30 protein-coding genes and 1 pseudogene are annotated in these 24961 nt (G+C 69.1%); 14 read left to right on the forward strand and 17 right to left on the reverse strand.

The window, feature by feature from the left end:
- The first annotated feature begins 43 nt into the window (after positions 1–43).
- Positions 44–1120, forward strand: a complete 1077-nt coding sequence (locus tag AOM45_RS27505; RefSeq protein ID WP_030473027.1) for a DUF2332 domain-containing protein — start codon at positions 44–46, stop codon at positions 1118–1120.
- On the opposite strand, the gene AOM45_RS27510 is transcribed toward AOM45_RS27505, so the two are convergent.
- Positions 1104–1481, reverse strand: a complete 378-nt coding sequence (locus AOM45_RS27510) for a hypothetical protein (RefSeq protein ID WP_030473028.1) — start codon at positions 1479–1481, stop codon at positions 1104–1106. The two genes, AOM45_RS27505 and AOM45_RS27510, sit on opposite strands and share 17 nt — an antisense overlap.
- 139 nt (positions 1482–1620) lie before the next feature.
- A complete protein-coding gene (gene corA / locus AOM45_RS27515) occupies positions 1621–2700 on the reverse strand; it encodes a magnesium/cobalt transporter CorA (protein ID WP_030473029.1) in 1080 nt (359 codons plus the stop codon).
- A gap of 291 nt (positions 2701–2991) precedes the next feature.
- Between corA and AOM45_RS27520 the strand changes: the two genes are divergently transcribed.
- Together AOM45_RS27520 and AOM45_RS27525 are read left to right on the forward strand one after the other, a co-directional pair.
- The gene (locus AOM45_RS27520) at positions 2992–3498 is read left to right on the forward strand and encodes a MaoC family dehydratase (RefSeq protein WP_030473030.1); all 507 of its coding nucleotides are present in this window, start codon (positions 2992–2994) and stop codon (positions 3496–3498) included.
- 14 nt (positions 3499–3512) lie between these two features.
- Positions 3513–4508, forward strand: a complete 996-nt coding sequence (locus AOM45_RS27525; protein WP_030473031.1) for a DUF2332 domain-containing protein — start codon at positions 3513–3515, stop codon at positions 4506–4508.
- A 28-nt stretch (positions 4509–4536) separates the two neighbouring features.
- Here the strand turns inward: AOM45_RS27525 and AOM45_RS27530 are convergent, their stop codons facing one another.
- Positions 4537–4956, reverse strand: coding sequence for an NUDIX hydrolase (locus AOM45_RS27530; RefSeq protein ID WP_372497496.1), 420 nt, complete (start codon positions 4954–4956; stop codon positions 4537–4539).
- Positions 4957–5091: 135 nt separating this feature from the next.
- On the opposite strand from AOM45_RS27530, the gene AOM45_RS51895 reads away from it, so the two are divergent.
- The 4 genes from AOM45_RS51895 (at position 5092) to AOM45_RS27550 (ending at position 7387) form a co-directional block, all read left to right on the forward strand.
- Complete coding sequence (locus AOM45_RS51895) at positions 5092–5250, forward strand: hypothetical protein (RefSeq protein ID WP_167971300.1); 159 nt, start codon at positions 5092–5094, stop codon at positions 5248–5250.
- Positions 5251–5314: 64 nt separating this feature from the next.
- Positions 5315–5875, forward strand: a complete 561-nt coding sequence (locus AOM45_RS27540; protein WP_030473033.1) for a PH domain-containing protein — start codon at positions 5315–5317, stop codon at positions 5873–5875.
- 36 nt (positions 5876–5911) lie between these two features.
- The gene (locus AOM45_RS27545) at positions 5912–6769 is read left to right on the forward strand and encodes a PHP domain-containing protein (protein ID WP_030473034.1); all 858 of its coding nucleotides are present in this window, start codon (positions 5912–5914) and stop codon (positions 6767–6769) included.
- Positions 6770–7387 (forward strand): MarC family protein, encoded by a 618-nt coding sequence (locus AOM45_RS27550; RefSeq protein ID WP_030473035.1) that lies wholly within the window; start codon positions 6770–6772, stop codon positions 7385–7387.
- Here AOM45_RS27550 and AOM45_RS27555 read toward each other — a convergent pair.
- Complete coding sequence (locus tag AOM45_RS27555; protein WP_030473036.1) at positions 7384–7686, reverse strand: ArsC/Spx/MgsR family protein; 303 nt, start codon at positions 7684–7686, stop codon at positions 7384–7386. The two genes, AOM45_RS27550 and AOM45_RS27555, sit on opposite strands and share 4 nt — an antisense overlap.
- Before the next feature lie 97 nt (positions 7687–7783).
- On the opposite strand from AOM45_RS27555, the gene AOM45_RS27560 reads away from it, so the two are divergent.
- Entirely contained in the window at positions 7784–8620 is an 837-nt protein-coding gene (locus AOM45_RS27560) for a RecB family exonuclease (protein WP_030473037.1), read from the forward strand.
- A 402-nt stretch (positions 8621–9022) separates the two neighbouring features.
- Here the strand turns inward: AOM45_RS27560 and AOM45_RS27565 are convergent, their stop codons facing one another.
- Complete coding sequence (locus AOM45_RS27565) at positions 9023–10414, reverse strand: RNA-guided endonuclease InsQ/TnpB family protein (protein ID WP_236703848.1); 1392 nt, start codon at positions 10412–10414, stop codon at positions 9023–9025.
- A gap of 26 nt (positions 10415–10440) precedes the next feature.
- Here AOM45_RS27565 and tnpA point away from each other — a divergent pair.
- Positions 10441–10856, forward strand: a pseudogene (gene tnpA, locus AOM45_RS27570) (IS200/IS605 family transposase).
- A 170-nt stretch (positions 10857–11026) separates the two neighbouring features.
- On the opposite strand, the gene AOM45_RS27575 reads toward tnpA, so the two are convergent.
- From AOM45_RS27575 to AOM45_RS27615, 10 genes are all read right to left on the reverse strand, one after another.
- Positions 11027–11671: a response regulator transcription factor gene (locus tag AOM45_RS27575; protein WP_030474095.1), complete on the reverse strand. Its 645-nt coding sequence runs from the start codon at positions 11669–11671 to the stop codon at positions 11027–11029.
- Between the two features lie 108 nt (positions 11672–11779).
- Positions 11780–12667, reverse strand: a complete 888-nt coding sequence (locus AOM45_RS27580) for a type II secretion system F family protein (protein ID WP_030474094.1) — start codon at positions 12665–12667, stop codon at positions 11780–11782.
- Position 12668: 1 nt separating this feature from the next.
- Complete coding sequence (locus AOM45_RS49880) at positions 12669–14285, reverse strand: VWA domain-containing protein (protein WP_051784839.1); 1617 nt, start codon at positions 14283–14285, stop codon at positions 12669–12671.
- Positions 14282–15634, reverse strand: a complete 1353-nt coding sequence (locus AOM45_RS27590) for a TadA family conjugal transfer-associated ATPase (protein WP_030474092.1) — start codon at positions 15632–15634, stop codon at positions 14282–14284. The genes AOM45_RS49880 and AOM45_RS27590 overlap by 4 nt, the downstream gene beginning before the upstream one ends.
- Positions 15631–16794, reverse strand: coding sequence for a CpaE/TadZ family protein (locus AOM45_RS27595; protein WP_051784838.1), 1164 nt, complete (start codon positions 16792–16794; stop codon positions 15631–15633). The genes AOM45_RS27590 and AOM45_RS27595 overlap by 4 nt, the downstream gene beginning before the upstream one ends.
- A gap of 8 nt (positions 16795–16802) precedes the next feature.
- Positions 16803–17552, reverse strand: a complete 750-nt coding sequence (gene cpaB, locus AOM45_RS27600) for a Flp pilus assembly protein CpaB (RefSeq protein WP_030474090.1) — start codon at positions 17550–17552, stop codon at positions 16803–16805.
- Positions 17553–17567: 15 nt separating this feature from the next.
- Positions 17568–18650, reverse strand: a complete 1083-nt coding sequence (locus tag AOM45_RS27605; protein ID WP_030474089.1) for a TadE/TadG family type IV pilus assembly protein — start codon at positions 18648–18650, stop codon at positions 17568–17570.
- Entirely contained in the window at positions 18638–19039 is a 402-nt protein-coding gene (locus AOM45_RS27610; RefSeq protein ID WP_030474088.1) for a TadE/TadG family type IV pilus assembly protein, read from the reverse strand. Before AOM45_RS27610 ends, AOM45_RS27605 begins: the two co-directional genes overlap by 13 nt.
- A gap of 65 nt (positions 19040–19104) precedes the next feature.
- On the reverse strand, positions 19105–19263 hold the full coding sequence (locus AOM45_RS51130; RefSeq protein WP_156094485.1) for a Flp family type IVb pilin: 159 nt from the start codon (positions 19261–19263) through the stop codon (positions 19105–19107).
- Positions 19263–19451: a Flp family type IVb pilin gene (locus tag AOM45_RS27615; RefSeq protein WP_030474087.1), complete on the reverse strand. Its 189-nt coding sequence runs from the start codon at positions 19449–19451 to the stop codon at positions 19263–19265. Before AOM45_RS27615 ends, AOM45_RS51130 begins: the two co-directional genes overlap by 1 nt.
- A 205-nt stretch (positions 19452–19656) precedes the next feature.
- On the opposite strand from AOM45_RS27615, the gene AOM45_RS27620 reads away from it, so the two are divergent.
- The 3 genes from AOM45_RS27620 to AOM45_RS27630 all read left to right on the forward strand — a co-directional run bounded on the left by AOM45_RS27620 (position 19657) and on the right by AOM45_RS27630 (position 22097).
- Entirely contained in the window at positions 19657–20265 is a 609-nt protein-coding gene (locus AOM45_RS27620) for a prepilin peptidase (protein WP_030474086.1), read from the forward strand.
- Positions 20266–20358: 93 nt separating this feature from the next.
- A complete protein-coding gene (locus AOM45_RS27625) occupies positions 20359–21672 on the forward strand; it encodes an O-antigen ligase family protein (protein ID WP_156094484.1) in 1314 nt (437 codons plus the stop codon).
- Positions 21669–22097, forward strand: coding sequence for a hypothetical protein (locus AOM45_RS27630; RefSeq protein ID WP_030474084.1), 429 nt, complete (start codon positions 21669–21671; stop codon positions 22095–22097). The genes AOM45_RS27625 and AOM45_RS27630 overlap by 4 nt, the downstream gene beginning before the upstream one ends.
- Here the strand turns inward: AOM45_RS27630 and AOM45_RS27635 are convergent.
- Positions 22081–22257, reverse strand: a complete 177-nt coding sequence (locus AOM45_RS27635) for a hypothetical protein (RefSeq protein WP_156094483.1) — start codon at positions 22255–22257, stop codon at positions 22081–22083. The two genes, AOM45_RS27630 and AOM45_RS27635, sit on opposite strands and share 17 nt — an antisense overlap.
- 74 nt (positions 22258–22331) lie before the next feature.
- Between AOM45_RS27635 and AOM45_RS27640 the strand changes: the two genes are divergently transcribed.
- Together AOM45_RS27640 and AOM45_RS27645 are read left to right on the forward strand one after the other, a co-directional pair.
- Positions 22332–23639 (forward strand): O-antigen ligase family protein, encoded by a 1308-nt coding sequence (locus AOM45_RS27640; RefSeq protein ID WP_156094482.1) that lies wholly within the window; start codon positions 22332–22334, stop codon positions 23637–23639.
- Entirely contained in the window at positions 23636–24067 is a 432-nt protein-coding gene (locus tag AOM45_RS27645) for a hypothetical protein (RefSeq protein ID WP_030474081.1), read from the forward strand. The genes AOM45_RS27640 and AOM45_RS27645 overlap by 4 nt, the downstream gene beginning before the upstream one ends.
- Positions 24068–24076: 9 nt before the next feature.
- Here AOM45_RS27645 and AOM45_RS27650 read toward each other — a convergent pair whose 3' ends face one another.
- Positions 24077–24955 (reverse strand): alpha/beta fold hydrolase, encoded by an 879-nt coding sequence (locus AOM45_RS27650; RefSeq protein WP_030474080.1) that lies wholly within the window; start codon positions 24953–24955, stop codon positions 24077–24079.
- Between the last annotated feature and the right edge of the window lie 6 nt (positions 24956–24961).

Here is a 24961-nt window from a genome sequence, read left to right on the forward strand (position 1 = left end):
TCCGCAGATGACGCGGGACAGCGCTGCCACTAGCGTCAACGCCGTGCTTGCCGAGCTGTTCGCCGCGGCCGCGAACGGGTGCCGCGACCGCAGTCCACTGACCCAGCGACTCCTCGACGAGGCTGCCGCAGACCTCCGGCAGGGCGGCGTCACCGCCAGGATCATGGCGGGCTCCGAACGCGACCGGGAGGGCCAGGTGCCCGGACTGCGGTTCGCGGGCGCCGTGCACCGGCTCGTGCTCGAAGGGCGCGCGCCGGACCTCGCGAAGCACTACCCGTCCGTCGGCGGCCGGCCGCACCTGCCGACGCTGTGGCAGGACGCGTTGCCCGCCCTCACCGAGCACGCCGACCTGCTCCGGCACCGCGTTCAGGCAACTGTCGTGCAGACCAACGAACCCGGCCGCAGCGCGCCCCTCTACGGCGGCCTGGTGGTCGCCGCGCAGGAAGCCGCGAAGGCCGCGAACAGGCACGTGCCGTTCTGCCTGCGGCTGCTGGAGATCGGCGCGAGCGGCGGGCTCAACCTGCGCCCGCACCACGTCGGCTACCGGCTGGAGGACGGCGTTCTCGGCGACCCGGACAGCCTCCTCGTCCTCGACCCGCAGTGGACCGGCAGGCCGCCCGCCGACCTCAGCCACCGGCCGCGCGTCGTCGGCAGGGCCGGGTGCGACCTCAACCCGGTCGACGTGTCCACAGAGGACGGACGGCTGCACCTGAGCTCGTTCGTCTGGGCCGACCAGCTCGACCGGTGGAACCGGCTCAGGGACGCCCTGGACCTCGCCGCCACCGACCCGGTCAGGGTGGACCGGTCGGCCGGCCCGGAATGGCTCGCCAAACAGCTCGCCCGCGTCGAACGCGACGTGCTGACGGTCGTGTGGCATTCGGTGGTGTGGCAGTACGTCTCGCCCGCCGACCGGGCGATGGGCAGGGCAGTCCTGGCCGACGCGGCGGCGAAGGCGACACCCACGACACCGTTGGCACTGCTGGTGTACGAGCCGCGCCGGGAGATCGACTACAAGTTCGCGCTGATGCTCAAGGTGTGGCCGGCCGGGGTCTCGCTGTGCCTCGGCGTCGGTGAAGGGCACGGCATCCCCTTCACCTGGAACGTCACCCCGTGGGAGTGACGAGCGGGTTCACGACGAACCGCCCGTCCCGCACCTCGACCGGCAACCGGAACTCCGCACGGGTGCCGTCGTGCGTGTACTCGACGACGACGGCACCGTCGCGGTAGACACCGCGCTCCACCTGCGCGGCCTGGAAACGCTCGACGGTCGACTTCGCCACGTCCTCGCCGCCGACCGCGAGCAACGGCTTCAACTTGTGGAAGTCGTGTGCGCGCAACGCGTTCGTCACCTCGACGGCCAGCTCGTCCGGCGACTCCTCGCCCGGCTCCGGCCAGAACGCGATGAACACGAACACCATCAGCAGCCAGCCCACGGCGAACACCATGATCCAGAACCGCAGGTTGGTCAGCTGGCGGTGCACGTCAGGGCGTTCCGCTGATCAGGACGAACACGGTGGTGATCCAGCAGAGCAGGAACGCGAGGATCCAGAAGCGGATGTTGGTGAGCAATCTGGTCATGACGAAGCCCTTCTACAACGAACAAAGCGAGCGAAACCGGGACTACAGCCAGCGATTTCGGCGCAATATTCGGTAGAGCGTCAGGCAGGCCACGAGGACCAGGCTCATGATCAGCGGGTAGCCGAACTTCCACTTCAGCTCCGGCATGTAGTCGAAGTTCATGCCGTAGACACCGACGACCATCGTGGGCACGGAGATGATCGCGACCCACGAGGTGATCTTGCGCATGTCGGTGTTCTGCTGGAGCGTGATCTTGGCGAGCGTCGCGTCGACGAGCGTGGTCAGCAGCTCGTCGAACGCCGTCACGCGCTCGGACACCTCGGTGAGGTGGTCGTCGACGTCGCGGAAGAACGCCCGCACCTGCTCGGGGATGAGCGGCGTGTAGCCCTCCGCCAAGCGCCGCAACGGGTTCGCGAGCGGCATCACCGCGCGGCGCAGCTCGACGACCTCGCGCTTGAACATGTAGATCTGCTCCGCGCTCACCTCGGTGCGCGGCGCGAAGACCCGTTCCTCCATGCGGTCGATGTCGTCCTCGATGTGGTCGGTGACCTCGAGGTAGTTGTCGACCACCTGGTCCGCGATCGCGTGCATCACCGCGGCCGGGCCGATCTCCAGTCGCTCCGGGTCGGCCTCCAGCACGTGCCGCAGCTTCGAGAGCCCGGAGTGGTTGCCGTGCCGCACGGTGATGACGAAGTCCTTGCCGAGGAACACCATGATCTCGCCGGACTCGACGATCTCGTTGGCGGTGTCGGGGGACTCGTTGGTCACGTAGCGGACGGTCTTGAAGACCATGAAGAGCGTGTTGTCGTACCGCTCGAGCTTCGGGCGCTGATGCGCGTGCACGGCGTCCTCGACGGCGAGCTCGTGCAGCCCGAACGTCTCCGCGATGCCCTCGATCTGCTCGGCGTCCGGCTCGTGCAGGCCGATCCACACGAAGCCGTCGCCCCGCTTGCGCACCTCTTTGACCGCGTCGGTGTGCGTCCACCGGCCGGGCAAGCGCTTGCCGTCCACGTACACCGCGCAGTCGACCACGTAGTGGGAGAGCGGGACGGGGACGTGCGGAACTTGCCCTGCTGGGCCGCGCTGGGAGCCTCGTCCGCGGATCGAGGGCAGGCTGGGCATGGTGAGTTCCTCCAGGTACACACGCCGGCGTGGAAGTGCGGAAGCACGACGGGCGTCCTGACCAGGTGGAACTTCAGAACTTTCTAGATGGATCTAGAAGGCCACCTCGGTGAGGACGCGCTTGGTACTGGCAGGGTGGGGGTCCTTGCTCATTTAGGGGTCCTCACCTCCTCGAGGCGTTGGGCACGGGTGGTGGAAATCCTCACACACCGGTTGCCGAGGGTACTCCCTCCGTGTGAAGACTGTCTCCCCACCCGAGACAGATCTCGATCACACGTAGTTGGAGGCGCGGTGCAGTTCGGTCGGTACTACGAGGAGTTCGAGGTCGGAGCGGTCTACAAGCACTGGCCTGGCAAGACGGTGACGGAGTACGACGATCACCTGTTCTGCCTGCTCACGATGAATCACCACCCGCTCCACATGGACGTGAACTACGCGGAGAACACGACGGACTTCAAGAAGAACGTCGTCGTCGGCAACTACATCTACTCGTTGCTGCTGGGCATGTCCGTGCCCGACGTCTCCGGCAAGGCGATCGCCAACCTGGAGATCGAGTCGCTGCGGCACGTGAAGCCGACGTTCCACGGCGACACGATCTACGGTGAGACGGAGGTGCTCGACAAGACGCCGTCGAAGTCCAAGGACGACCGGGGCGTGGTCTACGTCGAGACGCGCGGTTACAAGCAGGACGGCACGGTCGTGTGCATCTTCCGGCGCAAGGTCATGGTGCCGAAGAAGTCCTACGGTGACGCGCGTGGCGGCGAGCAGCCCGGGCGCCCCGAACCTGCATCCGACTGATTTGGGGTAGTGACGTGACCTCTCTGGATCTGGCACAGCGGCGCCTGCGCGAGTTCGCCGCCCAGGCGGCGGGTGTCTCGCCGCTCTACGAGCACCTCGCGTCGCGTGCCGCCGAGGATCCGGAGGTCGCCGACCTGCTGACCGCCGCCAGCGAGGACAACGCCACGGGCGAGCTCCTGCTGGCGGCGGCGCACCGGCTGGTGCAGGCCGAACCGTTCCACCAGCTCTCGAACTACTACCCGTCGCTCGGCGGGACCTACGGCGCGGACGAGAGCACCTGGCCGCTGTTCCGGGACTTCCTGCTGGAGCGCGGCGACCGGGTGAGATCGCTCGTCGGCTCACAGGTGATCCAGACCAACGAGGTGCGGCGCGCGGCCCTGCTCTACCCGGCCGTGGCCGCGGCGGCGAAGCAGGCCGGCGGGCCGATCGGGCTCGTGGAGGCCGCCACGACGGCGGGCCTGCTGCTCGGGCTCGACCAGTACTCGTACCGCTACCAGACCGCGGAGGCCGGCCAGCTCGTCGCCGGGCCCGCCAAGGCCGCGCTGGGCCTGCACTGCGCGCTGGAGCTCGCACCGGGCGCGGTGCTGCCGAAGCTGCCCAAGACGGTCAAGGTGGCCGCGAAGGCGGGCATCGGGGTGGCACCCGCCGACCTGGCCGACGAGGACGCGTACGCCTGGCTGGAGGCGTGCGTGTGGGCCGACCAGCCGGAGCGACTGCGCCTGTTCGGCGTCGCCTGCGGGGTGCTGCGCAAGAACCCGCCGCGGCTCGTCACCGGTGACCCGGTCGCGGACCTCGCCAAGGCCGTCGAGCCGATCGACGCGCCGCTCGTCGTGATCACCAGCGGGTCCGGGCTCGACCTCGTGCCCGCGCTGTCGGCCCTGGGCAGGCCCGCGTGGTGGGCCGCGCACGAGGACGGTGAGGTCACGCTCGCCCAAGTGCGTGACGGCGAGGTTTCGAGGACCACCCTGGCGACCACGGAGGCCCACGGGCAACGTCTCGTTTGGCGCTGAGGGGCCGCCCCGATCGCGTGAACCCTGATCAGGCCCTGGGCAGGCAGTTCCAGTCGGAAAGCGCTTCCAGCAGGCCGGGAGCGGTCTGAAGTGTGGCCAACGTCGCACTGTCCACCCAAGCGACATCCGATGCGTCGTCGCCCGCTCGGAGCACACCCGACGTGACCTGGCATTCGTAGTCGAAGATCAAGAAAACCCCGTTCGGGGCCGGTCGTTCGACGCTGCCGACGAGACGGCCGACGGTGACGGAGAGTCCCGTTTCCTCGACGAGTTCCCTAGTCACGGCTGCCTCATCCGTCTCATTCGGCTCCACGCGCCCACCTGGTATCGACCACGTGCCCTCACCAGGCGGATTGGCTCGTCGCACGAGCAGGAGTCGCCCGTTCGAGTCATGCACGACGGCTCCGACGCAACGGATCGTGCGCTCACTGCTGGCGGTCACGATCACGAAGCGTAGTCACACCGGAACGGCGGTGCTGTGGACTACCCCGGCTGCGGTACAAATCTCCCAAGGTCCTGAATCGTGCTGTACAACGGTCACGAACGGCGCCAAACGGGTGCGAACGCGGACGGGGTGGACACCGTGAACTTGAAGAAGATTCTCACTTTCGCCGGAATCGCCTTGCTGCTGTTCTTCCTCATCGCGGAGCCACAGCAAGCCGCACAGCTGGTCACGAACATCCTCAACTCGCTGCGAACTGCGGCTGAGGCCCTGATCACCTTCGTGCGACAATTGTTCTAGTCACCCGGTTCGCCGGGAGGCAGGGACAGAGCACTGGCTGGCACCAGGAAAGGGCTGGTAGCGCATGTTCGCACCACGTGATCCGGACGACTACCTGCTCTCGAGCGAGCGTCGGGTCATCCGGGTGCGCAGGCACTGGTCCTACCTGATCTGGGACGTGCTCGAGGCCGGGGCGCTGCTCGCCGGCTTCATGATGATCTCGTACCTGCTTCCCGCCGACGCGGGACTGTTCCAGAACGTGTTGTGGTACGGCGGGCTGCTCGTGCTGCTGCGGCTCGCCTACTTCATCATCGAGTGGTGGGTCGAGCGCATCGTCGTCACCGACAAGCGGTTCATGCTGACATCGGGCGTCTTCGAGACCAAGGTCGCGATGATGCCCATCAGCAAGGTCACCGACCTCACGTACGAACGCACCGTGGGCGGACGCATGTTCGGCTACGGCACGTTGATCGTGGAGTCGGCCGGTCAGATCCAGGCGTTGAACCGCCTGGAGTTCCTGCCGGACCCCGAAGAGGTGTACGACGCCATCTCGGAGCTGACCTTCGGTGACAAGAAGGCGCAGGCCGAGCGGTTCTCGATGATCAAGGCGCAGCGGGCCGCGCGCGGCAAGAAGATGGTCCCGTAACGCGGTCCTCGCACGACGTCGTCCACACTGGACGACGTGGTCATCGATCTGCACACCCATTCGTCCGAGTCCGACGGCACCGACAGTCCTGCCGAACTGGTGAGGGCTGCGGCGAAAGCCGGGCTCGACGCGGTGGCGATCACCGACCACGACACGGCGGCCGGCTGGGCCGAGGCCGCTGCCGCACTGCCTCCTGGCCTGCGGCTCGTGCGCGGAGCCGAGCTGTCGTGCGCGTGCCCTGACGGCCGCGGCCGCACGATCACCGTGCACCTCCTCGCGTACCTCTACGACCCGACGCACGCGGCGTTGATGGCCGAGCAGTCGCGGTTGCGGGAGGAGCGCCGCTACCGGCTGCAGAAGATGGCCGAGATGATGAAGGCCGACGGGTTCCCCATCGACCCGGTCGACCTGATGGCGCGGCTGCCCTTCGACGCGCCCGCGGGCCGTCCGCACCTGGCGCAGGCGCTGATCCGCGCCGGCATGGTCGAGTCGGTGGACGAGGCCTTCGCGACGTACCTGACCGGTGGGCGTTATTACGTGGGGCGCACCGACACGCCCGTCGAGCGCGCCATCGAGATGATCACCGAGGCTGGCGGCGTGACGGTGCTGGCGCATCCCTTCGCGGTGTCGCGCGGCCCGATCGTGACGGCGGACGTCGTGCGTTCGTTGACTGCCGCCGGGCTGGCGGGCATCGAGGTGGACCACCCCGATCACGATGCTGCCACCCGTGAGTCGTTGCGGTCGCTGGCGTCGTCGCTGGGGCTGATCGTCACCGGGTCGAGTGACTACCACGGCACGAACAAGACGGTGCGGCTCGGCGCGGAGACGACGGCGCCGGAGATGCTGGATGCTCTGGCCGAGCGGGCGACCGGCGGCAAGATCCTCGTGGGGTAGGTGGCGTCAGTGTTCAACTTGCGGCTGTTCATCGAGGCCTCGATCACGCTGCTGGTGATCATGGACCCGCCCGGCACCGTGCCCGTGTTCCTGGGCCTGGTGGGCCGCAAGTCGCGAGACGCGCGCAAGCGGGCCGCGCGGCAGGGTGTGCTGGTGTCGTTCCTGGTGATCACGTTGTTCGCGGTGGCGGGCAACTCGATCCTGGCGTACATGCACATCGGCATCCCCGCCCTGCAGGGCGCGGGCGGGTTGCTGCTGTTGCTGATCGCGCTGGACCTGCTGACCGGCAAGGGCGCGACGCAGCATCCCGAGGTCGAGGACGTGAACATCGCCCTGGTGCCGCTGGGCACGCCGCTGCTGGCAGGCCCCGGCGCGATCGCCGCGACGATCGTGTTCGTGCGTCAGGCCGACGGTTGGGGCTCTTACCTCGCGTTGGCCGCGGCGATCGTGGCCGTGCACCTGATCCTGCTGGGGACGCTGCGGTCCGCCGGCCTGCTGATCAAGGTGTTCAAGGAGAGCGGGATCCTGCTCATGGCCAAGATCGCCGGTCTGCTGCTGGCCGCGATCGCCGTGCAGCTGGTGGCGTCGTCGGTGCAGGGCTTCATCTCTGGCGCTTAACGCTCGATGTGCGCCTTGTCGCCGTCGATGATGATGGGGCGCTCGATGAGGCTCGGGTTGGCGACCATGTGCGCGATCCACTTGGCGCGGTCGTGCTCCAGCAGCTTCGGGTACGCCGCTTCCTTCGTGCGCGCGATCTCCCACGGCTCCTTGTCGAGGAGCTTCAGGACGTGGTCGAGCTCCTCGGCGGTGGGGGCGTCGTCGAGGTAGCGGCGTTCGGTGTACTCGATGCCCTCGTCGTCGAGGCGAAGCTTTGCGGCGCGGCTCTTGGAGCAGCGCGGGTTGTGCCAGATCTCCATGCCCCGAAATGTAGCGACCGACTTCCGGGCGAACTCGTCGCCATCTCGGAGCAGGGGCGATCCGAAACTGTCAGGGGTGCTGAGTAACTTGGTTGGGGTGGAACAACTCGGCTTCGACTTCGGTGTACAGCCCCGTCGGCTGGTGCGCGTCACGCCCGCGAAGCTCGCGACGTGGACGGACTGCCCGCGCCGCTTCCGCATGACGTACCTGGACCGCCCGACCCCACCCCGCGGCGGCGCCTGGGCGCACAACACACTGGGCGCGGTGGTGCACAACGCCCTGAAGGCGCTGTTCGACCTGCCGGTGGAGAAGCGCACGCCGGACCAGGCCGTGGCGCTGGTGAGCAGGCAGTGGAAGTCCGAGGGTTTCCGCGACGTGGACCAGGCCGCCGAGTACAGGTCGCGCGCGCAGCGGTGGGTGCACGACTACGTGGCGGGGTTGGACGTCGCCTTCGAGCCGCTCGGCGTGGAGCGCTGGGTGTCCTCCCCGACCGAGCGAATCGTGGCCGAGGGCCGCGTGGACCGCATCGACTACCGCGACGGCGAACTCGTGATCGTCGACTACAAAACCGGCCGCCACGTCCTGACCTCCGACGACGCCCGCGGCTCCCAGGCACTGGCCCTCTACGCCCTGGCGGCCCGCCGAACGCTGCGCAAACCGTGCCGCCGCGTGGAACTCCACCACCTGCCGTCGGGCTCGGTGGCGGTCTGGGAACACACGGAGGAGTCGCTGGCACGGCACGTCCGTCGCGCGGAGGAAGCGGCGGACGAGATCGACCTGGCCACGGAGACGCTGAAGGCCGGCGGGGATCAGGAGATCCTGTTTCCGCCGGTGACGGGGCGGCAGTGTCAGTGGTGCGATTTTCGGCGGAGTTGTCCGGAGGGGCAGGCGGCGGCGCCTTCGTTGGAGCCGTGGGATTTGCTGGCTCCGTGAGGGGCGGCCAGTCGGGGGCGGCGGGGCTTGGTGGGGCGGCTGGTGGTGCGGTCGCCGGAGGTTGCTGGCTTGTGGGGTGGCCGCCTTGGTCGGAGTCTCTGGGAGTTGCCGGCGCCCGTGAGAAGGCTGAGGCTGCGTAGGAGCCCTGATGAGCGGCGAGCGGTGCGGCTTTTGCCGTGGTTGTTTGGAGGGTCGCCGGGCCCTGGCCGCCCCAGGGCCAGCGGCCCCGTAGGGTGGCTGGGGTGGACGTGGAAGCAGCAAAGCGGCCGTCGCGGACCTACGGAATCCTGCGTGCCGTGAGCGGTGTGCTCGCGGTGGGCTTGGTGCTGCTCGCACTGGGGAACATCGGCGTCCAGTTCTACGCGAACTCCCGCGACCTGCCCGGACCCGGCACGTTGTCGGTCACGGCGCACGTTGTGGCGGCGCTGTTCGCCGTGGCGGGCCAGATCGTGGCTGACCGGTACGCGGACTGGAGGGCGCCGGTGGCGTCGCTCGTGGTGCTGGCGGTGGCGGGCGCGACTCTGTGGACGTTTTGGTGGGCTTGACATCCTCTCCGCTCTGAAGGGCGGAGATTCCCTCCACGCTGCGCGTGGATCGCGCCGCGTGTGGGTGGGTTACCGCTTCATGGCGCGGTGCCGACATGGATGCCGGTCTTATCTGCGCTCCACGGTCGTTTGAGTTGTCCGCCTGCCCGGCGGCCAACACGTTCTTGGCGGCGTTGATGTCCCGGTCGTGGGTGGCGCCGCACGGGCACGTCCACGACCGCACGGACAGCGGTTTCGGCCCGTCGATCCGTCCGCACTGCGAGCACGTCTGCGACGTGGGTGTGAACCGGTCGATCCGGGCGAACACGCGTCCGTACCTCGCCGCCTTGTACTCCAGCATGCCGGTGAAGCCGGACCACCCGGCGTCGTGCACGGACTTGGCCAGCCTCGTGCGGCCGAGACCGGCCACGCACAGGTCCTCGACGTACACCGCTTGGTTGTCGCGGATGATCGCCGTGGACAGCTTGTGCTGCCAGTCCCGCCGCGTGTCAGCCACCCGCGCATGCGCGCGGGCGACCTTCACGACAGCCTTCTTGCGGTTGTTGGAGCCCTTGACCTTGCGGCTCACTGCTTTCTGCAACCGCGCCAGCCTGCGGGCCGCCTGCCGCAGGAACTTCGGCGCGGTCACCTTCGTGCCGTCCGAGAGCACCGCGAAATGCGTCAGCCCCAGGTCGATACCGACCTCGGACCCGGCCGCCGGCAACGTCTCGTCCTCCTTCGTCGTGACGACGAAGGAAGCGAAGTACCGCCCGGCCGCGTCCTTGATGATTGTGACCGAGGACGGTTCGGCCGGCAGCTGACGCGACCAGCGCACGGGAAGGTCGCCGATCTTCGGCAATCGCAACCGCCCGTTGCCCAGCACTGTGAACCGGGCGTTGCGGGTGAACCGGATGGCCTGCCGGTTGTCCTTGCGGGACCGCAACCGCGGCGGGGCGACCTTGCGGCCCTTGCGGGTGCCCGTGACCGAGGCGAAGAAGTTGCGGTACGCGGTGTTCAGATCCGCCAGCGACTGCTGCAACACCACCGCCGACACCTCACCCAGCCACGCCCGCTCCGGCGTCGCCTTCGCCAGCGTGATGACCCGCTTGGACAATTCACCGTCCGAGGGGTACGGCTCACCGTGCTCATGGGCGGTCCGGCGTGCGCGCAGCGCGTCGTTGAACACCACCCGCGCACACCCGAAGGTCTGCGCCAGCGCGTCCCGCTGACTGGGCTCCGGGTAGACGCGGAAGTTGTACCGCAGCTGCACGACCTGACCGTATCGGATTGACCCAAATGACGGATCTCGCGGGTGTTCGTACCGGCGAGCACCCCATATTCGAGCTACAGGCACACTTGGTTTCGCGACGAAGTACCGGCACAAGGTGTTCAGTGACCGGCATCTGACCCGGCTGGAAGAGATCATGTGAGCGGTCTCCGCCGACTTCGAGATCGAACTGGCCGAGTTCAACGGCGAACACAACCACGTGCACCTGCTCGTGAACTTTCCGCCCGAGGTCGCGGCCTCGAAGCTGGTCAACTCCCTCAAGGGCGTCTCGTCCCGCCGGATGCGGCAGGAATTCCCCGAACTCGCCTGCCACTACTAGCGGGCACAACGCCTGTGGTCGGGCTCCTACTTCGCCGATTCGGCCGGCGGCGCCGCGATCTCCGTACTGCGCCAGTGCATCGAGCAGCAAAGCCGACCGGTCTGATCAGGACACGTCCGGCCGTGACCGGCCTCCCGCGCGAGCCTTCACCACCGGGCTGAAGCCCGGCGCACCGGCCCGCATTACCGGTAGCCCGGTCGGCCTGACGGCGGGGACCGGGGCGAGGAGTTCGCTGGTTCTGGCCAGTGTGACGTGGGGACCGGCTGGCAAAGGGCTCACGCGCTCGCCGCGTCGCTCTTGATCAGGCCGTTCCTCAACGCCGCCATCAGCGCCTGCGCCCGGTTCGAGGCTCCCAGCTTCTCGTACAGGCGGGACACGTAGGTCTTGGCCGTCGAGGGGGAGACGTACAGCGTGCGGGCGATGGCCGGGATGGACACGCCGTCGCGCAGGAGCATGAGCACCTCGCGTTCGCGTGGGCTCAGGGCCAGGCGGGCTGCTGTGGACTGGCGGCGGGCCATGGCGGTGGCCAGGCCCGCTGCGGTGAAGGACGAGGCTGCCACTGCGGCGTGTCTGATGGCGCAGAGGATTTCTTCCACCGGGGCGGTCTTGCCCACGAAGGCCGAGGCGCCGGTTTCCAGGGCTCGGAACAGCACGTCGTCCTCGCCTTGGGCGGTCAGCACGACTATGCCCAGCGCCGGGTAGCGGTCGCGGAGGTCGCGGGCCAGGCGGAGGCCGTCGGCGTCGGGGAGGCCCACGGCCACCGTCACGACGTTTGGGGAGGCTGCCGCGATCACGTCTGGGGCCTCGGCTGCTGTGCTCGCCTCCGCGACCACCTCCAGGTCGGGGTGCGCGGCGGCGAGCGTTGTCAGGCCGAAGCGGGTGAGCGTGTGTCCGTCGACGACGACAACTTTGATCGCCATGAGTCGCCCCCTCTCGTTGAAGGTTCAACCCGCATGTCGTATCGGACGTCTCCGTTGGTTACACCGAAGGGACCAATAGAGCCTTTGGTCCCATCGGGGTAGGGGCTGTCAGAGGCTCGTCAGGACTCGGGCGATGCTGATCACGCCTGGGCCGATGATGATGACGAACATGGCCGGGAACAGGCACGCGATCAGCGGGAACAGGATTTTCACCGGGACCTTCTGGGCCTGTTCCTCCGCTCGCTGGCGGCGGCGGACGCGCATTTCGCGGGCCTGTTCGCGCAGAACCGCGGCGATCGGGACACCAAGTTCACCCGCTTGAGCGAGGGCCGAGACGAACGATCGGAGCTCCGGGACGGTGGTTCGTGCGGTCAGGGCGCGCAGGGCCTCGTTGCGCGACTTGCCGATCTGCATCTCCTGCAGGACGCGGGCGCACTCCTGGGCCAGCGGGCCCGCGGTGTTGCGGGCGACCTGGGCCAGGGCCGCGTCGAAGCCCAGGCCTGCCTCGACGCACACGGTCAGCATGTCGAGGGCGTCCGGCAGCGCTCGCCTGATCAGGGTCTGGCGCTTCTGGCCCGCGTTGAGCAGCAGCAGGTCGGGCAGGAAGAACCCGAAGACCGCGCCGACCGCCAGGCCGGTGATCAGCCAGCCCGCCGAACGGAGGCCCAGCACGCCACCGAGGCCGGCGCCTACCAGCAGGCAGAGGCCCTTGGCGGCGAGCACTCGGTCCGGGGTCCAGGTCGGCGGGTTGCCGGCCAGGTCGAGGCGGCACTGCAGCCGGTTGGTCACGCCGGCCGGGGACAGCCTCAGCGCGATCAGCCGCAGCCAGCTCGGCGAGACGACGGCGGCCTGGTCGGTCGAGACGACGGACGCCGAGTAGCTCGTCTCGATCAACGCCAGGGAGCCGGCGGCCGTGACGCGCGGCTTCAGCACGATGGCGACGACGCCCAGGGCGAGAGCGAGCAGAAGGCAGCCCAGTCCGATGACAAGCGCCATGTCACACCTCCACGCGCACGAGTTTGCGCATCCACAACGAGCCGAGGACGACCATCACGGCGGCGAACGCGAGCATCACGATGCCGATCAACGTCGTGTAGAGCGGCCGCATGTACTCCGGCCGGATCCAGAACAGGAACGCGGCCAGGCCGATCGGCAGACCGACCAGGACGTAGGCGGACAGGCGGCCCTCCGCCGACAGCGCGCGGACGTGCCGCCGGGTCTGGGACCGGTCGCGCATGGTCGTCACGGTGGTCATCAGCACCTCGGCGAGGTTGCCGCCGACCTGGCGCTGGATCCGGACCGCCATCACGACCCACGAGAGGTCCGCGCTGCGCATCCGAAGCGCCACGAGGTCGAGGGCGTCCTCCAGCTCGGCGCCGATGCGGGTGGCGGCCAGCGCGCGGGAGAACTCGCCCGCGGTCGGCTGGGTGTCGTCCCGCACGACCGCGTCGATGGACTGGGCCAGCGAGAAACCCGAGCGCAACGAGCTCGCGATCAGCTGCAGCACGTCCGGCAGCTGGTCGGCGAACGCCGCACGGCGCTTGGAGGTCCGCATCTTCATCACCAACGCCGTCGCGAGCCAGCCGAGCAGCGCGCCCACCGGCACACCGATCCACCCGGTCGTCACCACGGTGAGCAGCGCGGCGAGCCCCGCTGCGGTGCAGATCCGCAGCAACGTCCACTCCGCCGGGCTCGCCTTCATCCCCGCGAGGTCCAGCCGATCGGACAGACGGGCAGCGCTGACGTCGCTCATGATCCGGCGTGTCCACACCACGGCGGTCTGCGCTGCCTGGTTCTCCTCCGGTGCGGCGGCGGCTTCCTGCGCGCCGTAGTGCTCCAGGTGCCGTTCGAGCTTGCGGCCCGTCGCGGAACGACGCGGCGTCAGCATCGTCATCACGACGACGAACACCACGAGGAACGTGCCGGCGATCAGCGTCATCGTCTGCCAGTTCAGCCCCGGCGTCGGAGCGGGCACGGCGACGGGCGCGGGCGCCGGCTCAGGCGTCGCGACAGCGGTGGGCTCAGGAGGAACCGAGGACGGCACGACCAGCGCGGCGAACGCGGCGGCCAGTGCGGAGGCGTCCGAGGCCGTCAGCAGACGTCCACCCGCCGCCGCGGCGATCCGGCCCAGCGCGTCGTCGCTGTACTGGAACCCGATCACGTCGGTCGGCACACCGGCGGCGGCGACAGCGGAGACCGCAGCGTCCACAGTGGACTTGCTGACCGTGTCCTCGCCGTCGGACACGATCACCATCCGCCGCTCCGAGATGCCCTGCAACGCGGACAGCCCGACCGGGACGGCGTCGAACAACGACGTGTCTCCCTTTGCCTGCAAGCGATCCAGTGCCGCACCCACCGCACCGCGGTCCGCGGTCGGTGCCAGCACGAGCGACGGCTGTGAGGAGAACGTCACGAGACCGACCTGCACGTCCGCGGGCAGACCCGAGACGTAGGTCGCGATCGCCTGTCGTGCCACCACGATCCGGTCCGGTGCCATCGAGCCGCTGGTGTCGAGCAGCACGACCACCCCGCGAGACGGTGCGGCAGAAGCGAAAGCCGTGAACACGAACGTCAGCAGCGCGCCGACGAGGAACCCCGCGAGAACCCGCTTCATCGCACACCACCCACGAACAGGTGCGGAGGAACGTCGACCCCGCGGTCCCGCAACCGTTCCACGAAGTGCGGCCGCAGCCCGGTCGACTGGAGCTGGCCCCGGTAGAAGCCGCGCTCGTCGACCCCGGCGTGGAAGTCGAACTGGAAGATGTCCTGCAGCGTCACGATCTCGCCCTCCATCCCGATGACCTCCGTGATGTGGGTGATCCGCCGCGTGCCGTCCTTGAGCCGCGACTGGTGCACGATCACGTCGATCGCGGACGCCATCTGCTCGCGGATCGCCCGCGCCGGCAGGTCGACGCCCGCCATCAGCACCATGGTTTCCAGGCGGGACAACGAGTCGCGCGGCGAGTTCGAGTGCACCGTGGTGATAGAGCCGTCGTGACCGGTGTTCATGGCCTGCAACATGTCCAGCGCGGCACCGTCGCGCACCTCGCCGACGATGATCCGGTCCGGCCGCATGCGCAGCGCGTTGCGGACCAGGTCCCGCACGGCCACCTCACCGCGCGACTCCACGTTCGGCGGGCGGGCCTCCAGGCGCAGCACGTGGTCCTGGCGCAGCTGGAGCTCGGCGGCGTCCTCGATGGTGACGATGCGTTCGTCGGCCGGCACGAACGACGACAGCACGTTCAGCGACGTCGTCTTGCCGGAGCCGGTGCCGCCCCCGATCAGGATGTTCATCCGCCCGTGCACGCACGCCTGGAGCAGGTACGCGGTCGCGGGCGTCAGCGTGCCGAAGCCGACCAGGTCGTCGACGGTGAACGGGTCCGCGGCGAACTTGCGGATCGTCAGCACCGAGCCGTCCAGCGCGATCGGCGGCACGACGGCGTTGACGCGGCTGCCGTCGGGCAGGCGGGCGTCGACCATCGGCGAGGCCTCGTCCACCCGGCGGCCGACCTTGGCGACGATCTTGTCGATCGTGCGGCGCAGGTGCGACTCGTCGGCGAACGCCACGGGCACCGGTTCCAGCCGGCCCGCGCGTTCCACGTAGACCTGGTCGTGGCCGTTCACCATGATCTCGGAGATGCCGGGGTCCCGCAGGTAGGGCTCCAGCGGGCCGTGACCGAGGATCTCGTCCAGCACCTCCAGGGCGATGCGGGCCCGGTCGGCGTTGGTCAGCGGCGTCTCGTCGCGTTCCAGCACGGCCTGCAACGTCTGGCGCACACGGGTTTCCAGCTCGCGCTGGTCGAGGTGCGCGTCGTAGAGCTTGGGGCCGAGCACCTCCAGCAGACCCGCGTGCACGCTGCGCTTGACCTCGGCGAACGGGTCCGCGGCACGGGTGTGACGGCGCGCCACCGGTGTGGGCGACACGGATTCCCGTTGTGCGGCAATGCGATTGGCCAGGCTCAACGGAACCACCTCTTCGAGGACTTCGCGGCGACGACGGGCTCGGCGAGCACGTGCTCGCGGGCGAACCGCGAGATGGCCTCGCTCACCGGGTGCTTCGGCAGGTCGAGGACGATCGGGTTGCCCTTGTTGACGGAGATCGGCACGTCCCGGCTGGACGGCACGTGCGCGCGGATGTCGCTGCGCACAACGCGGTCGATGTCGTCCATCGTCAGGCCGACTTTCGCGTCGGACCGGTTCAGCACGACCGACCGGATGTCGTGCGCGTACGACAGCAGGTCCAGCATGTCGAGCGTCACGCGCAGGTTCTTCAGCGCGGGCACGTCCGGCGTGGTCAGCAGGACGTGGTGGTGCGAGGCGTCCATCGCGGCCAGCACGTGCTCGCTGAACGCGGACGGCGTGTCCACCACGACGTAGTCGAACATCGTCGGCAGCACCTCCAGCAGCTCGCCGACCAGCGACGCCGGAATCCGTTCCGCGTCACCGGGTTCGACGGGCGCGAGCAGCGCGCTCAGCCCCGGCCGGCACGCCGTGAGCAGCGACGACGCGCCTGTCACGTCGACGTGACCGAGCATGCCGAGCCCGTGCACGATCGTGCGGACCGGCTCCGCCCGCAGGCAGATGCCGACGTCGCCGAACGCGAGGTCGAGGTCCACCAGGCACACCGACCGCGCACCACCGGCGGCGAGCACCGAGGCGAGGTTCACCGCGAGCGTGGTCTTGCCGCACCCGCCCTTCGCGGAGAAGACCGTGATCACCTGGCCGTGCCTGCGCTCGTCGACCCGGGGCTGCGGTACCCCGGTGACCTGCGCGGACAACGCCCGCGAGCGAGCACAGGCATCGGCCAGGGACGCGAGGTCGTCCCGCGCGACAACCTCACGAACACCCGCGCGCAACGCCCGCGTCAGCACCCCGACGTCGAGCACCTCGCGCAGCAGCACCACGCCGACCACGGGACGGTCGACCCGCAGCGCCTCGGTGAACGACAGCGCCTCGTTCAGGTCGATGGCCGCGCCGATGACGACGAGCAGCTCAGACGGGTCGGCGGCGAGCAACCGGCCGGCTTCGGAGAGCGTGGCCGCGGTGAGGACGTCGCTGCCGACGGCACCGATGGCGGGGGAGAGCTGTCCGGCACGGGCGGCCGGGTCGCACAGAATCGTCATGGCACGCCTCAGTTTCCGAACAGGGAGCGGTTGTCGACGCCGTTGCCCGGCGCGATCTCGGACTTGCCGCCGAGCAGCGCGAAGTAGAGCGTTCCCGTCTGCTGGCCGTGGATGAGCTTCTCCGCGTCCGCCTGCTTCACCGCGACGGTGACGATGGCCTTGCCGACGTCGCCGTCCTCCGCGGCCTTCTTCTCGTCGACGACGGAGAGGACCTCGAGGCCGGTCAGCAGCAGGCGGGTGGACTGGTTTCGTTCGTACTGCTTGGAAAGACCGTCACCGGCCGGTGTGTTGCCCTTGCCGTCCATCACGGTGAAGGTGTCGAAGACCGCGACCTTCGAACCCTTCTGGATGAGGCCGCCCGCTCGCTGCCACGCCTCCGTCGGCACGGTCACCGCGATCATCCCGTCGGGGATCGAGATGCCCTTGGCGAGCGAGGCCTCCTCGGTGAACAGCGTCTTCGTGACCAGCTGTCCCTCCGCGATCTCCGACGACGTCACGAGCTTCGTCAGCGACGAGTCCACTTCGGACATCGTGTTGGCGGGAACGCTGCTCTTGGGCATCTGCTGCGTCTCGACGAGCTCTTTCAACGCCTCGGCGCTGGTGCCCGCCGGGATGCGTTCCTTCGCGACCAGCACCGTCACGGCCTGCTGCCCCGCGATCGCCCGCGAGTCGGCGGCACGGACGTAGAGGAACACCCCGGCGCTGCCGCAGACGGCCAGCAACACCGCCAGGATGATGATGAATGCGCGGTTCTTCATGACTACTCCTGGGTTTCAGCCGGTGAGCTGGACGATGCGGGCACCGAGGTCGGGGCCGCCGATGGTGCCGGTGGTGGGAATCAGGCCCTGGACGAAGTAGCCGGCGATGCACTTGTCCGAGCCGGTGCACTCGTTCTTGCCGGTCAGCCAGTCCTTCTGCGACGCGCCGGGGATCCAGTACCCGGTGATCACGAACCCCGCGAACCCGGTCAGCGTGTAGGTGCCACCGGTGCCGGTGCCGCTCACGTTCTTGTAGACCGGCAACCAGACGGGCTCGTGGGACGACCAGGAAGCCTGAAGTGCGGCCTTGCAGTCCTTGCCGGCCGAGGTACCGGTGTCCGAGCTGTAGGTGTTGTTGGTGATCAGCACCGAGCAGTCGCTGTCGGCCTCGTCGACCCAGCCGAACTCACCGGGGCCGTCGGAGCCGGACGGGCCACTCGGGCATCCGGTGCCGCTGGTGGTGTGCAGCTTCAGCACCCGGTGCGCCGACAGCGGTGGCGTGGCCGGTGGGGTGGGGCCGTAGACCGTGCCGCCGGAGGTCGCGGTCGACCACTCGCACCACGAGATCGTGAGCGCGATGGTGGTCGCTGTCTTCGGCGGGCCCCAGGTGGCTCGGGCACAGGCGTGCACGCGAGTGCCGTCGTAGGCGCTGTTGCCCGCCAACGCCCTGGCGAACGCGGGTGGCAGCAGCGTGTCGCCACCGGCCGTCTGCGTCGAGGTGTGCACGTCCACGTACTTGGTGCCTGCGGCGGGCTTGGCCGGGCAGTCGATCATCGTGCCGGCGGAGGCGCCGCACGAGGACAGCACGCCGTTCCCGTCGAACCCGCACACCTGGTCCACAGTGGACACGTTGTCCTTGGCGTTGTGGTTGGCGTAGTAGTTCGCCTTGTTCACCAGGCAGGTCGACGCACCCTTGGCGCAGCCCTGCGCCACGGCGAGCGCACCCGCGTCGGCACCGTTCTGCAGCTCCGCGCGCTCCTGGTAGAGCATGCCGGTGTCGATGACGATCGCGCCCATGCCCAGCAGGACGCCGAACCCGAGCAGGATGGCGATCAGCACGCCGAGCGCGCCGCGGTCGTCGGTCCTCAGCCTTCGCACGGCATGACCCCCTTGGCGCTCAAGGTGATCGGTGAACCGAAGCCACCGCCGCCGAACATCCCGGCGAGACCGCCGACCGGCGTGATGAAGTTGAACGTGTAGGTGGCCTGCACCTCGGCACTGGAACTGCCGCCGGAACTCGAAGGGCAGGCGGTGACCGAGACGCCGACACCGGACAACCCGGTGGCGGCGTTCTGGGTGCGGGTGCCGGCACCGGACTGCTTCAACGCGGCGACGCGCACGCCTTCACGTGCCGCCTGGGTGAGGGTGATCTGGGCGTGCAGCGCGCGCCCGAAGTCGACGATGCCCATCACCAGCATCAGCAGAATCGGCATCAGCAAGGCGACTTCGACAGCGGTCGCGCCGCGATCGCGAGCTTTCTTGGTCATGACCGCTCCGAAGAAAGGTGCGCGGCCGGCCGAGGGGGGTGGCCGGCCGCGCGGGACAGGAGACTTCAGCCATCGATGACGTCGGCGATGAACTCGAACATCGCGGCCATGTTGTCGCCGACGGCGGTGATGGCGACCATCGCCGCCACCACGATCAACGCCACCATCAGTCCGTACTCGACGGCGGTGGCGCCGCGGTCCCGATCACGCCGACGCGTCGTCACTAGAGCGCGTCCGCGATCTGCTGGAACAGTGCGGCGAGGTTCGTGCCGAGCAGCGTCACCGCGGCGATGATGACGATGGCGATGAGGGCGACCATCAGTCCGTACTCGACGGCGGTCGCGCCCCGATCGTTCTCTTCGCGCCGGGTGCGGGTGAGGAAGGTCTGCACGTAGCTGAGGAAGGTGAGCATGGCGGTCTCCTGTGGGAAGGATCCGGTTTTCAGGACTCCGCAACTCTGCGTGACGGACGATCGGGTTCGGTATCGGACGAAGAGGTGTAACGAACCCGCACTTCGGGGGACATGTCGGTCGATCGGGGGACACGCTGTCGACCTCTCGGCCATACCTGGAGCTGTCACGTTCCGTTGAGAGCGAGTGGCCCTTACCTTCGGTCGCATGACTGTTCTCTGGGCCGTCGGCGGCGCCGTGGGCGGACTCGCCTCCGGTGTCGCGCTGCGCGAGCTCGTCAACCGGTTCACGCGCACCGGCATCGCGTTGCCGCTGGTGTCGGCGGCGGTGCTGGCGGTGCTCGCGATCAAGTTCGCCGGTTCGGTGGAGGTCCTCGCGTTCGCGTGCCTGGGCGCGGTGGGTGTCGCGCTGGCGTTCATCGACACGGCCGTGCGCCGGTTGCCGGACGTGCTGACGCTGCCCGCGTACCCGGCGGTGCTGATCCTGCTGACGGTGGCCGCGCTCACCGGCGGCACGATCGGCGCGCTCGGCCGCGCGGTGCTCGGCGGCCTCACCCTCGCGTTCGTCTACCGGGTGCTGGAGTTCGTCAACCCGGCCGGGATGGGCTACGGCGACGTGAAGCTGTCCGGTGTCATCGGGATGGCGCTCGCCTGGCTGGGCTGGCCGGTGCTGCTGCTCGGCGCCGCACTGGCGTTCATCCTGTCGGCCGTCGTGTCACTGGTCCTGTTGCTCCTGCGGAAGGTGACGCTCAAGAGCACCCTGCCGTTCGGGCCGTTCATGTTGCTCGGCGCGTTCGCCGCGGTGTTGCTGAGCTGAGACGACTCCGCACTTCCGCCAGGAGCCCCCGGCACCTACAGTGTGCTCTCAATCCGCTTGGGGAGGCGGATTCGAAGCACTGGGGGAAATTCAGTGGTCGCAGGGGATGTCGTTGGCGCGCGCCGGGAATCGGTGACGTTGCCGCTTCCGGTGTTGCTGGTGGTCGCCGGGTTCGCCGCCGCCGTCGTCGCGCAGGGCGGGTACTACCTGCCCGGCCGGGTGATGTCCGGTCTGCTGGTCGGTGTGGCCGTCGTCCTCGCCCGCCCTCGGCCGAATCTCGTTGCGGCACTTGGTGGAGCGTTCGCGCTGTGGGCTGCCGCGCGCGGGTTGATCGAGGGTGACGTGCTGTCCGCGTTGCCGGCCGTGGCAGCCGCCGCCGTGTTCGTCGGTGCCGTTCTCGTTGCGGCACAGGCTGATCAGGAACAACGCGAGCTGCTGGCCACAGTGGTCGTCGGCGTCGGTGGGCTGGTCGCGTTCACCGGATGGGTCGCCGTGGTGTTCCGCGTGCCGTCCTGGACGACAGTCGCGGAAGGACTGCTGCGGGCGGCCTCGACGCTGACGTACCCGAACGCCGCCGCCGCGGTGATGGCGGCGGCCGCGGTGTTGTCACTGGTGCTGCGACCGACACTGCCGACGATGGGGCTGACTTACCTGCTGTGCACCGGGATCGGCGCCACGATGAGCCGCGCGGGCGTGATCGCGCTGGCGGCAGGGCTGCTGGTGCTGTGCGTGTGCCGCGGCTTCAAGACGACCGTCATCGCCGCCGCACCGCCGTTGCTCGGTGCCGCGGTCGCGGTCGCCGCACTGCTGCCGACGATGCGCGTGGCCGACGAGCCGCAGGTCCTGGTCGCGGTGGGCGGGCTGGTCGCGGGTGCCCTGGTGGCACTGGGTCTGCGCAGGCTGGGACGGTTCGTGGTGCCGGTCGCGGTGCTGCTGGCGGCCGGTGGTGCGGCCGCGGCCGCCGGGTTCGCGGACCGGCTGTCCACCAGGGTCTCGTTCAGCTCACCGGACCGCAGCCAGGCCGCGCAGGCCGCGCTGGAGCTGGTCGCGAAGTCGCCCGTGCTGGGCGTCGGGCCAGGAAATGGATCTTTTTTCTTCGCGCGGGGCAACGAAGGCACCCGTGTCATGCGTTACGTGCACAACGAGTACCTCCAGGTGCTCGTCGAACTGGGGGCGGTGGGCCTGCTGCTGGCGCTGGGGGTCGTCGCGGCGGTGCTCATCGCACTGTGGCGCGGGCGCGGGACACCGTTGTGGGCAGGGGCGGTGGCGGCGGTCGTCGTCGTGTTGGTGCACAGCGGTTTCGACTTCCTGTGGCACCTGCCCGTCGTGTTGATCGTCGCCGGTCTCTGCGCCGGTCTGGGATTTCCGTCCACGAGGGACGGAGAAGTTGAGGGGACAACAGCATGAAGAAGTTCTCCGGGGGCAAGACGCTGGCCGTGGCCGCCGTTGCGGGCGGGGCGGTTCTCGCCTCCGTCGCGCCGGTCATGGCCGAGGTGAGCGCGCAGTCGCCTTCCTTGTCGGCGGTCAGAGTGGAGGCGCCGGGCAAGCTCAAGGCGTGGGGCGCGGCGGTCGAGGTGCCGGTCACCTACGCGTGCCCGCCGGGCTCGTCGCAGCCGTACGTGTACGTGAACCTCAGCCAGAACGTGCTGGGCCGCATCGCTTCCGGCAGCGGTTCGAAGCAGGTCACCTGCACGGGCGGGTTCGAGACCACCAAGGTCACCGTCACCGCGCAGAACCTGGCGTTCTGGCCGGTCGACGCGTTCGCGCAGGCCAACCTCAACGCGTACCCGAACACCGCGTCCCACGAGGCCGTGATCAGGCTCTCGTACTGATCAGGACGTCAGCCGCGGTGAGGTCGGAGCCCAGCCGCTCAGCGATGTCGCGCTGAGCGGCTGGGCTCCACTCGTCGTCGGAGTCGCCGCACACCACCGGTGCCACGGGCCGGGGGACATTCACCGCGGTCTTGCACAGTTGGTCCTTCCGCAACGGCATCACGTGCCCCTACAGTGTTTGTCGGTCCGCCTTGGGGGAGGTGGACGTCTGAGCTTGGGGGAGCTCCAGTGGTCGTGGGGGACGTCGTTGGCGCGCGCCGGAATTCGGTCGCGTTGCCGCTACCGGGTTTGCTGGTGGTCGCGGGACTCGCGGCCGCCGTCGTGGCGCAGGGCGGGTACTACCTGCCGGGCCGCGTGACGTCCGGCCTGCTGGTCGGCATCGCCGTCGTCCTGGCACGTCCCAGGATGAACTTCGTTGCGGCACTTGGCGGAGCGTTCGCGCTGTGGGCCGTGGTGCGTGGGCTGTTCGACGGTGACGTGACGGCGGCGCTGCCGGCGGTGGCCGCGGCCGGCGTCCTCGTCGGCGCCGTTCTCGTGGCGGCACAGGCTGATCAGGGACAACGCGAGCTGCTCGCCACGATCATCACCGGAACCGCGGCCCTGGTCGGGCTCACCGGGTGGGTGGCCGTGGTGTTCCGGATCCCGTCCTGGACGACGGTCGCCGAAGGGCTGTCGCGGGCCGCGTCGACGTTGACCTACCCGAACGCCGCCGCCGCGGTGATGGCCGCCGCGGCGGTGTTGTCGCTGGTCCTGAAGCCTTCACTGGTCAACTCGACGGTGACTTTCCTGCTGTGCACCGGGATCGGCGCGACGATGAGCCGCGCCGGGGTGATCGCGCTGGCAGCGGGGTTGCTGGTGTTGTGCGTGTGCCAGGGTTTCCGGAAGACCGTCGAGACCGCCACGCCACCGTTGCTCGGGGCCGTGGTCGCGGTGAGCGCGCTGTTGCCGTCGATCCGGGTGGCCGACGAGCCGCAGCCGGTGCTCGAGGTCGCGGGACTGGTCGCGGGTGCGCTGGTGGCACTCGGTCTGCCCAGGGTGGGACGGTTCGCGGTGCCGCTCGCGGTGCTGCTCGCCGCTGGTGGCGCGATGGCGGCGTTCGGGTTCGCGGACAGGCTGGCGTCGCGGATCTCGTTCAGCTCACCGGATCGCAGCGGGGCCACCGGAGCCGCGCTGGACATGGTCGCGCGGGCGCCGTTGTTCGGCACCGGGCCGGGACACGCGTCCTTCTTCTTCAACGCGGGAGACCGGGGCGTGCTCGTCATGCGTTACGTGCACAACGAGTACCTCCAGGTGCTCGTGGAGCTCGGGGCCGTCGGGCTGTTGCTGGTGCTGGGGATCGTTGCCGCCGTGCTGGTCGCCGTGTGGCGAGGGCGCGGAACCCCGTTGTGGGGCGGGTCGGTGGCGGCTGTCGTCGTCGTGCTGGTGCACAGCGGTTTCGACTTCCTGTGGCACCTGCCCGTCGTGCTCATCGTCGTCGGCCTCTGCGCCGGTCTGGGGTTTCCGTCCACGAGGGACGGAATGTCTGAGGGGACAGCAGGATGAAGAAGGTTTCCGGGGGCAAGACGCTGGCGGTCGTCGCCGCGATGGGAGGCGCGGTCCTCGCGTCCGTCATGCCGGTCATGGCGGACGTGAGCTCCGACTCGCCGGCCGCGGGGACGGTCAAGACCGAGTCGCCCGCCAAGATCAAGGCGTGGGGTGCGGCGGTCGAGATCACGGTGACCTACAACTGCCCGACGAACTCCGGCCTGACGTCCAGCCTGAGCGTGGACATCAACCAGGCGGTCCTCGGCGGTCTCGCCAAGGGCTTCGCCAACAAGACCGTGCCGTGCACGAACAAGACCGAGACCACCACGATCACCGCCACCGCACAGGAAAAGGCGTTCATCTGGGGCAAGGCGTACGTGAGGACCAGCCTCTACACCAACCCGTACTCCGCCCACGACGAGCGCGAGATCACCTTCCAGCCGTGATGCGGTTGATCACGAGCTGAGCCAGGCCCGCCACGTCGGCAACAGCGTGGCGATGAGCTCGTGAGGTGCCTCGGTGTTCGGCGAGTGCATCACACCGGGCAGCACGGCGAAGTCCGCGTCCAGCCGCTCGGCCATGTCGCGCTGAGCGGCTGGGCTCCACGCGTCGTCGGCGTCACCGCACACCACCAGGCACGGGGTGCCGGACGACCGCAGCGTGCGGGCCAGCTTCGCGACCTGGTCCGGTTCGTAGCGCAGGCCGTTGCCCATGCCGAGCAGCGCCGCGGCAGGCGACTTCAGGAACCTGCTGCGGTAGAAGTCCTTCAGCTCCTGCGGAAGCGCCACCCACGCCGGGTTCTGCGACGACCGCAGCTCGTTCAGCCTGTGCGTGCCCTCGACGCCCTGCTCGGCCAGCACGTGCTCGCCGACCTCCAGCACCGTGCGGCGCTCGCCGGCGGGCAGTTCGGACGGACCCGACGACATCAGCGTGAGACCGGCGATCGGGGCACCGGCGAACACCGCGGCCCGCGATACGAGACCACCGTAGGAGTGGCCGAGCAACAGGACCTTCCGGCCGTCCGCCGCGATCTTCTCGATCAGCTCGGCGATCACCGACCCGAGCGGACCCGGCCGGTAGAGCGCCTCGTCGTCAGGGCCCTGCGAGTCCTGCTGGCCCGGCAGGTCGATCGCCAGCACCTCGAAACCGGCGTCCGCGATCGAGTCGATCATCGGCGCGAAGTCCTCTTTGGAACCCGTGTAGCCCGGCACCAGCAGCGCTGTCGTGCGCAACGCGTCGTCGCCCACGGCGGGCGCGCGCAGCGCCGCGATGGTGCCGTAACGGCCAGGCAGGTCGACACGTTGCGCCCGGTGCGGGCTGAGCTGCGAGTACACGAGGGA

This window comes from Lentzea aerocolonigenes, from assembly GCF_000974445.1.
GTDB lineage: Bacteria > Actinomycetota > Actinomycetes > Mycobacteriales > Pseudonocardiaceae > Lentzea > Lentzea aerocolonigenes.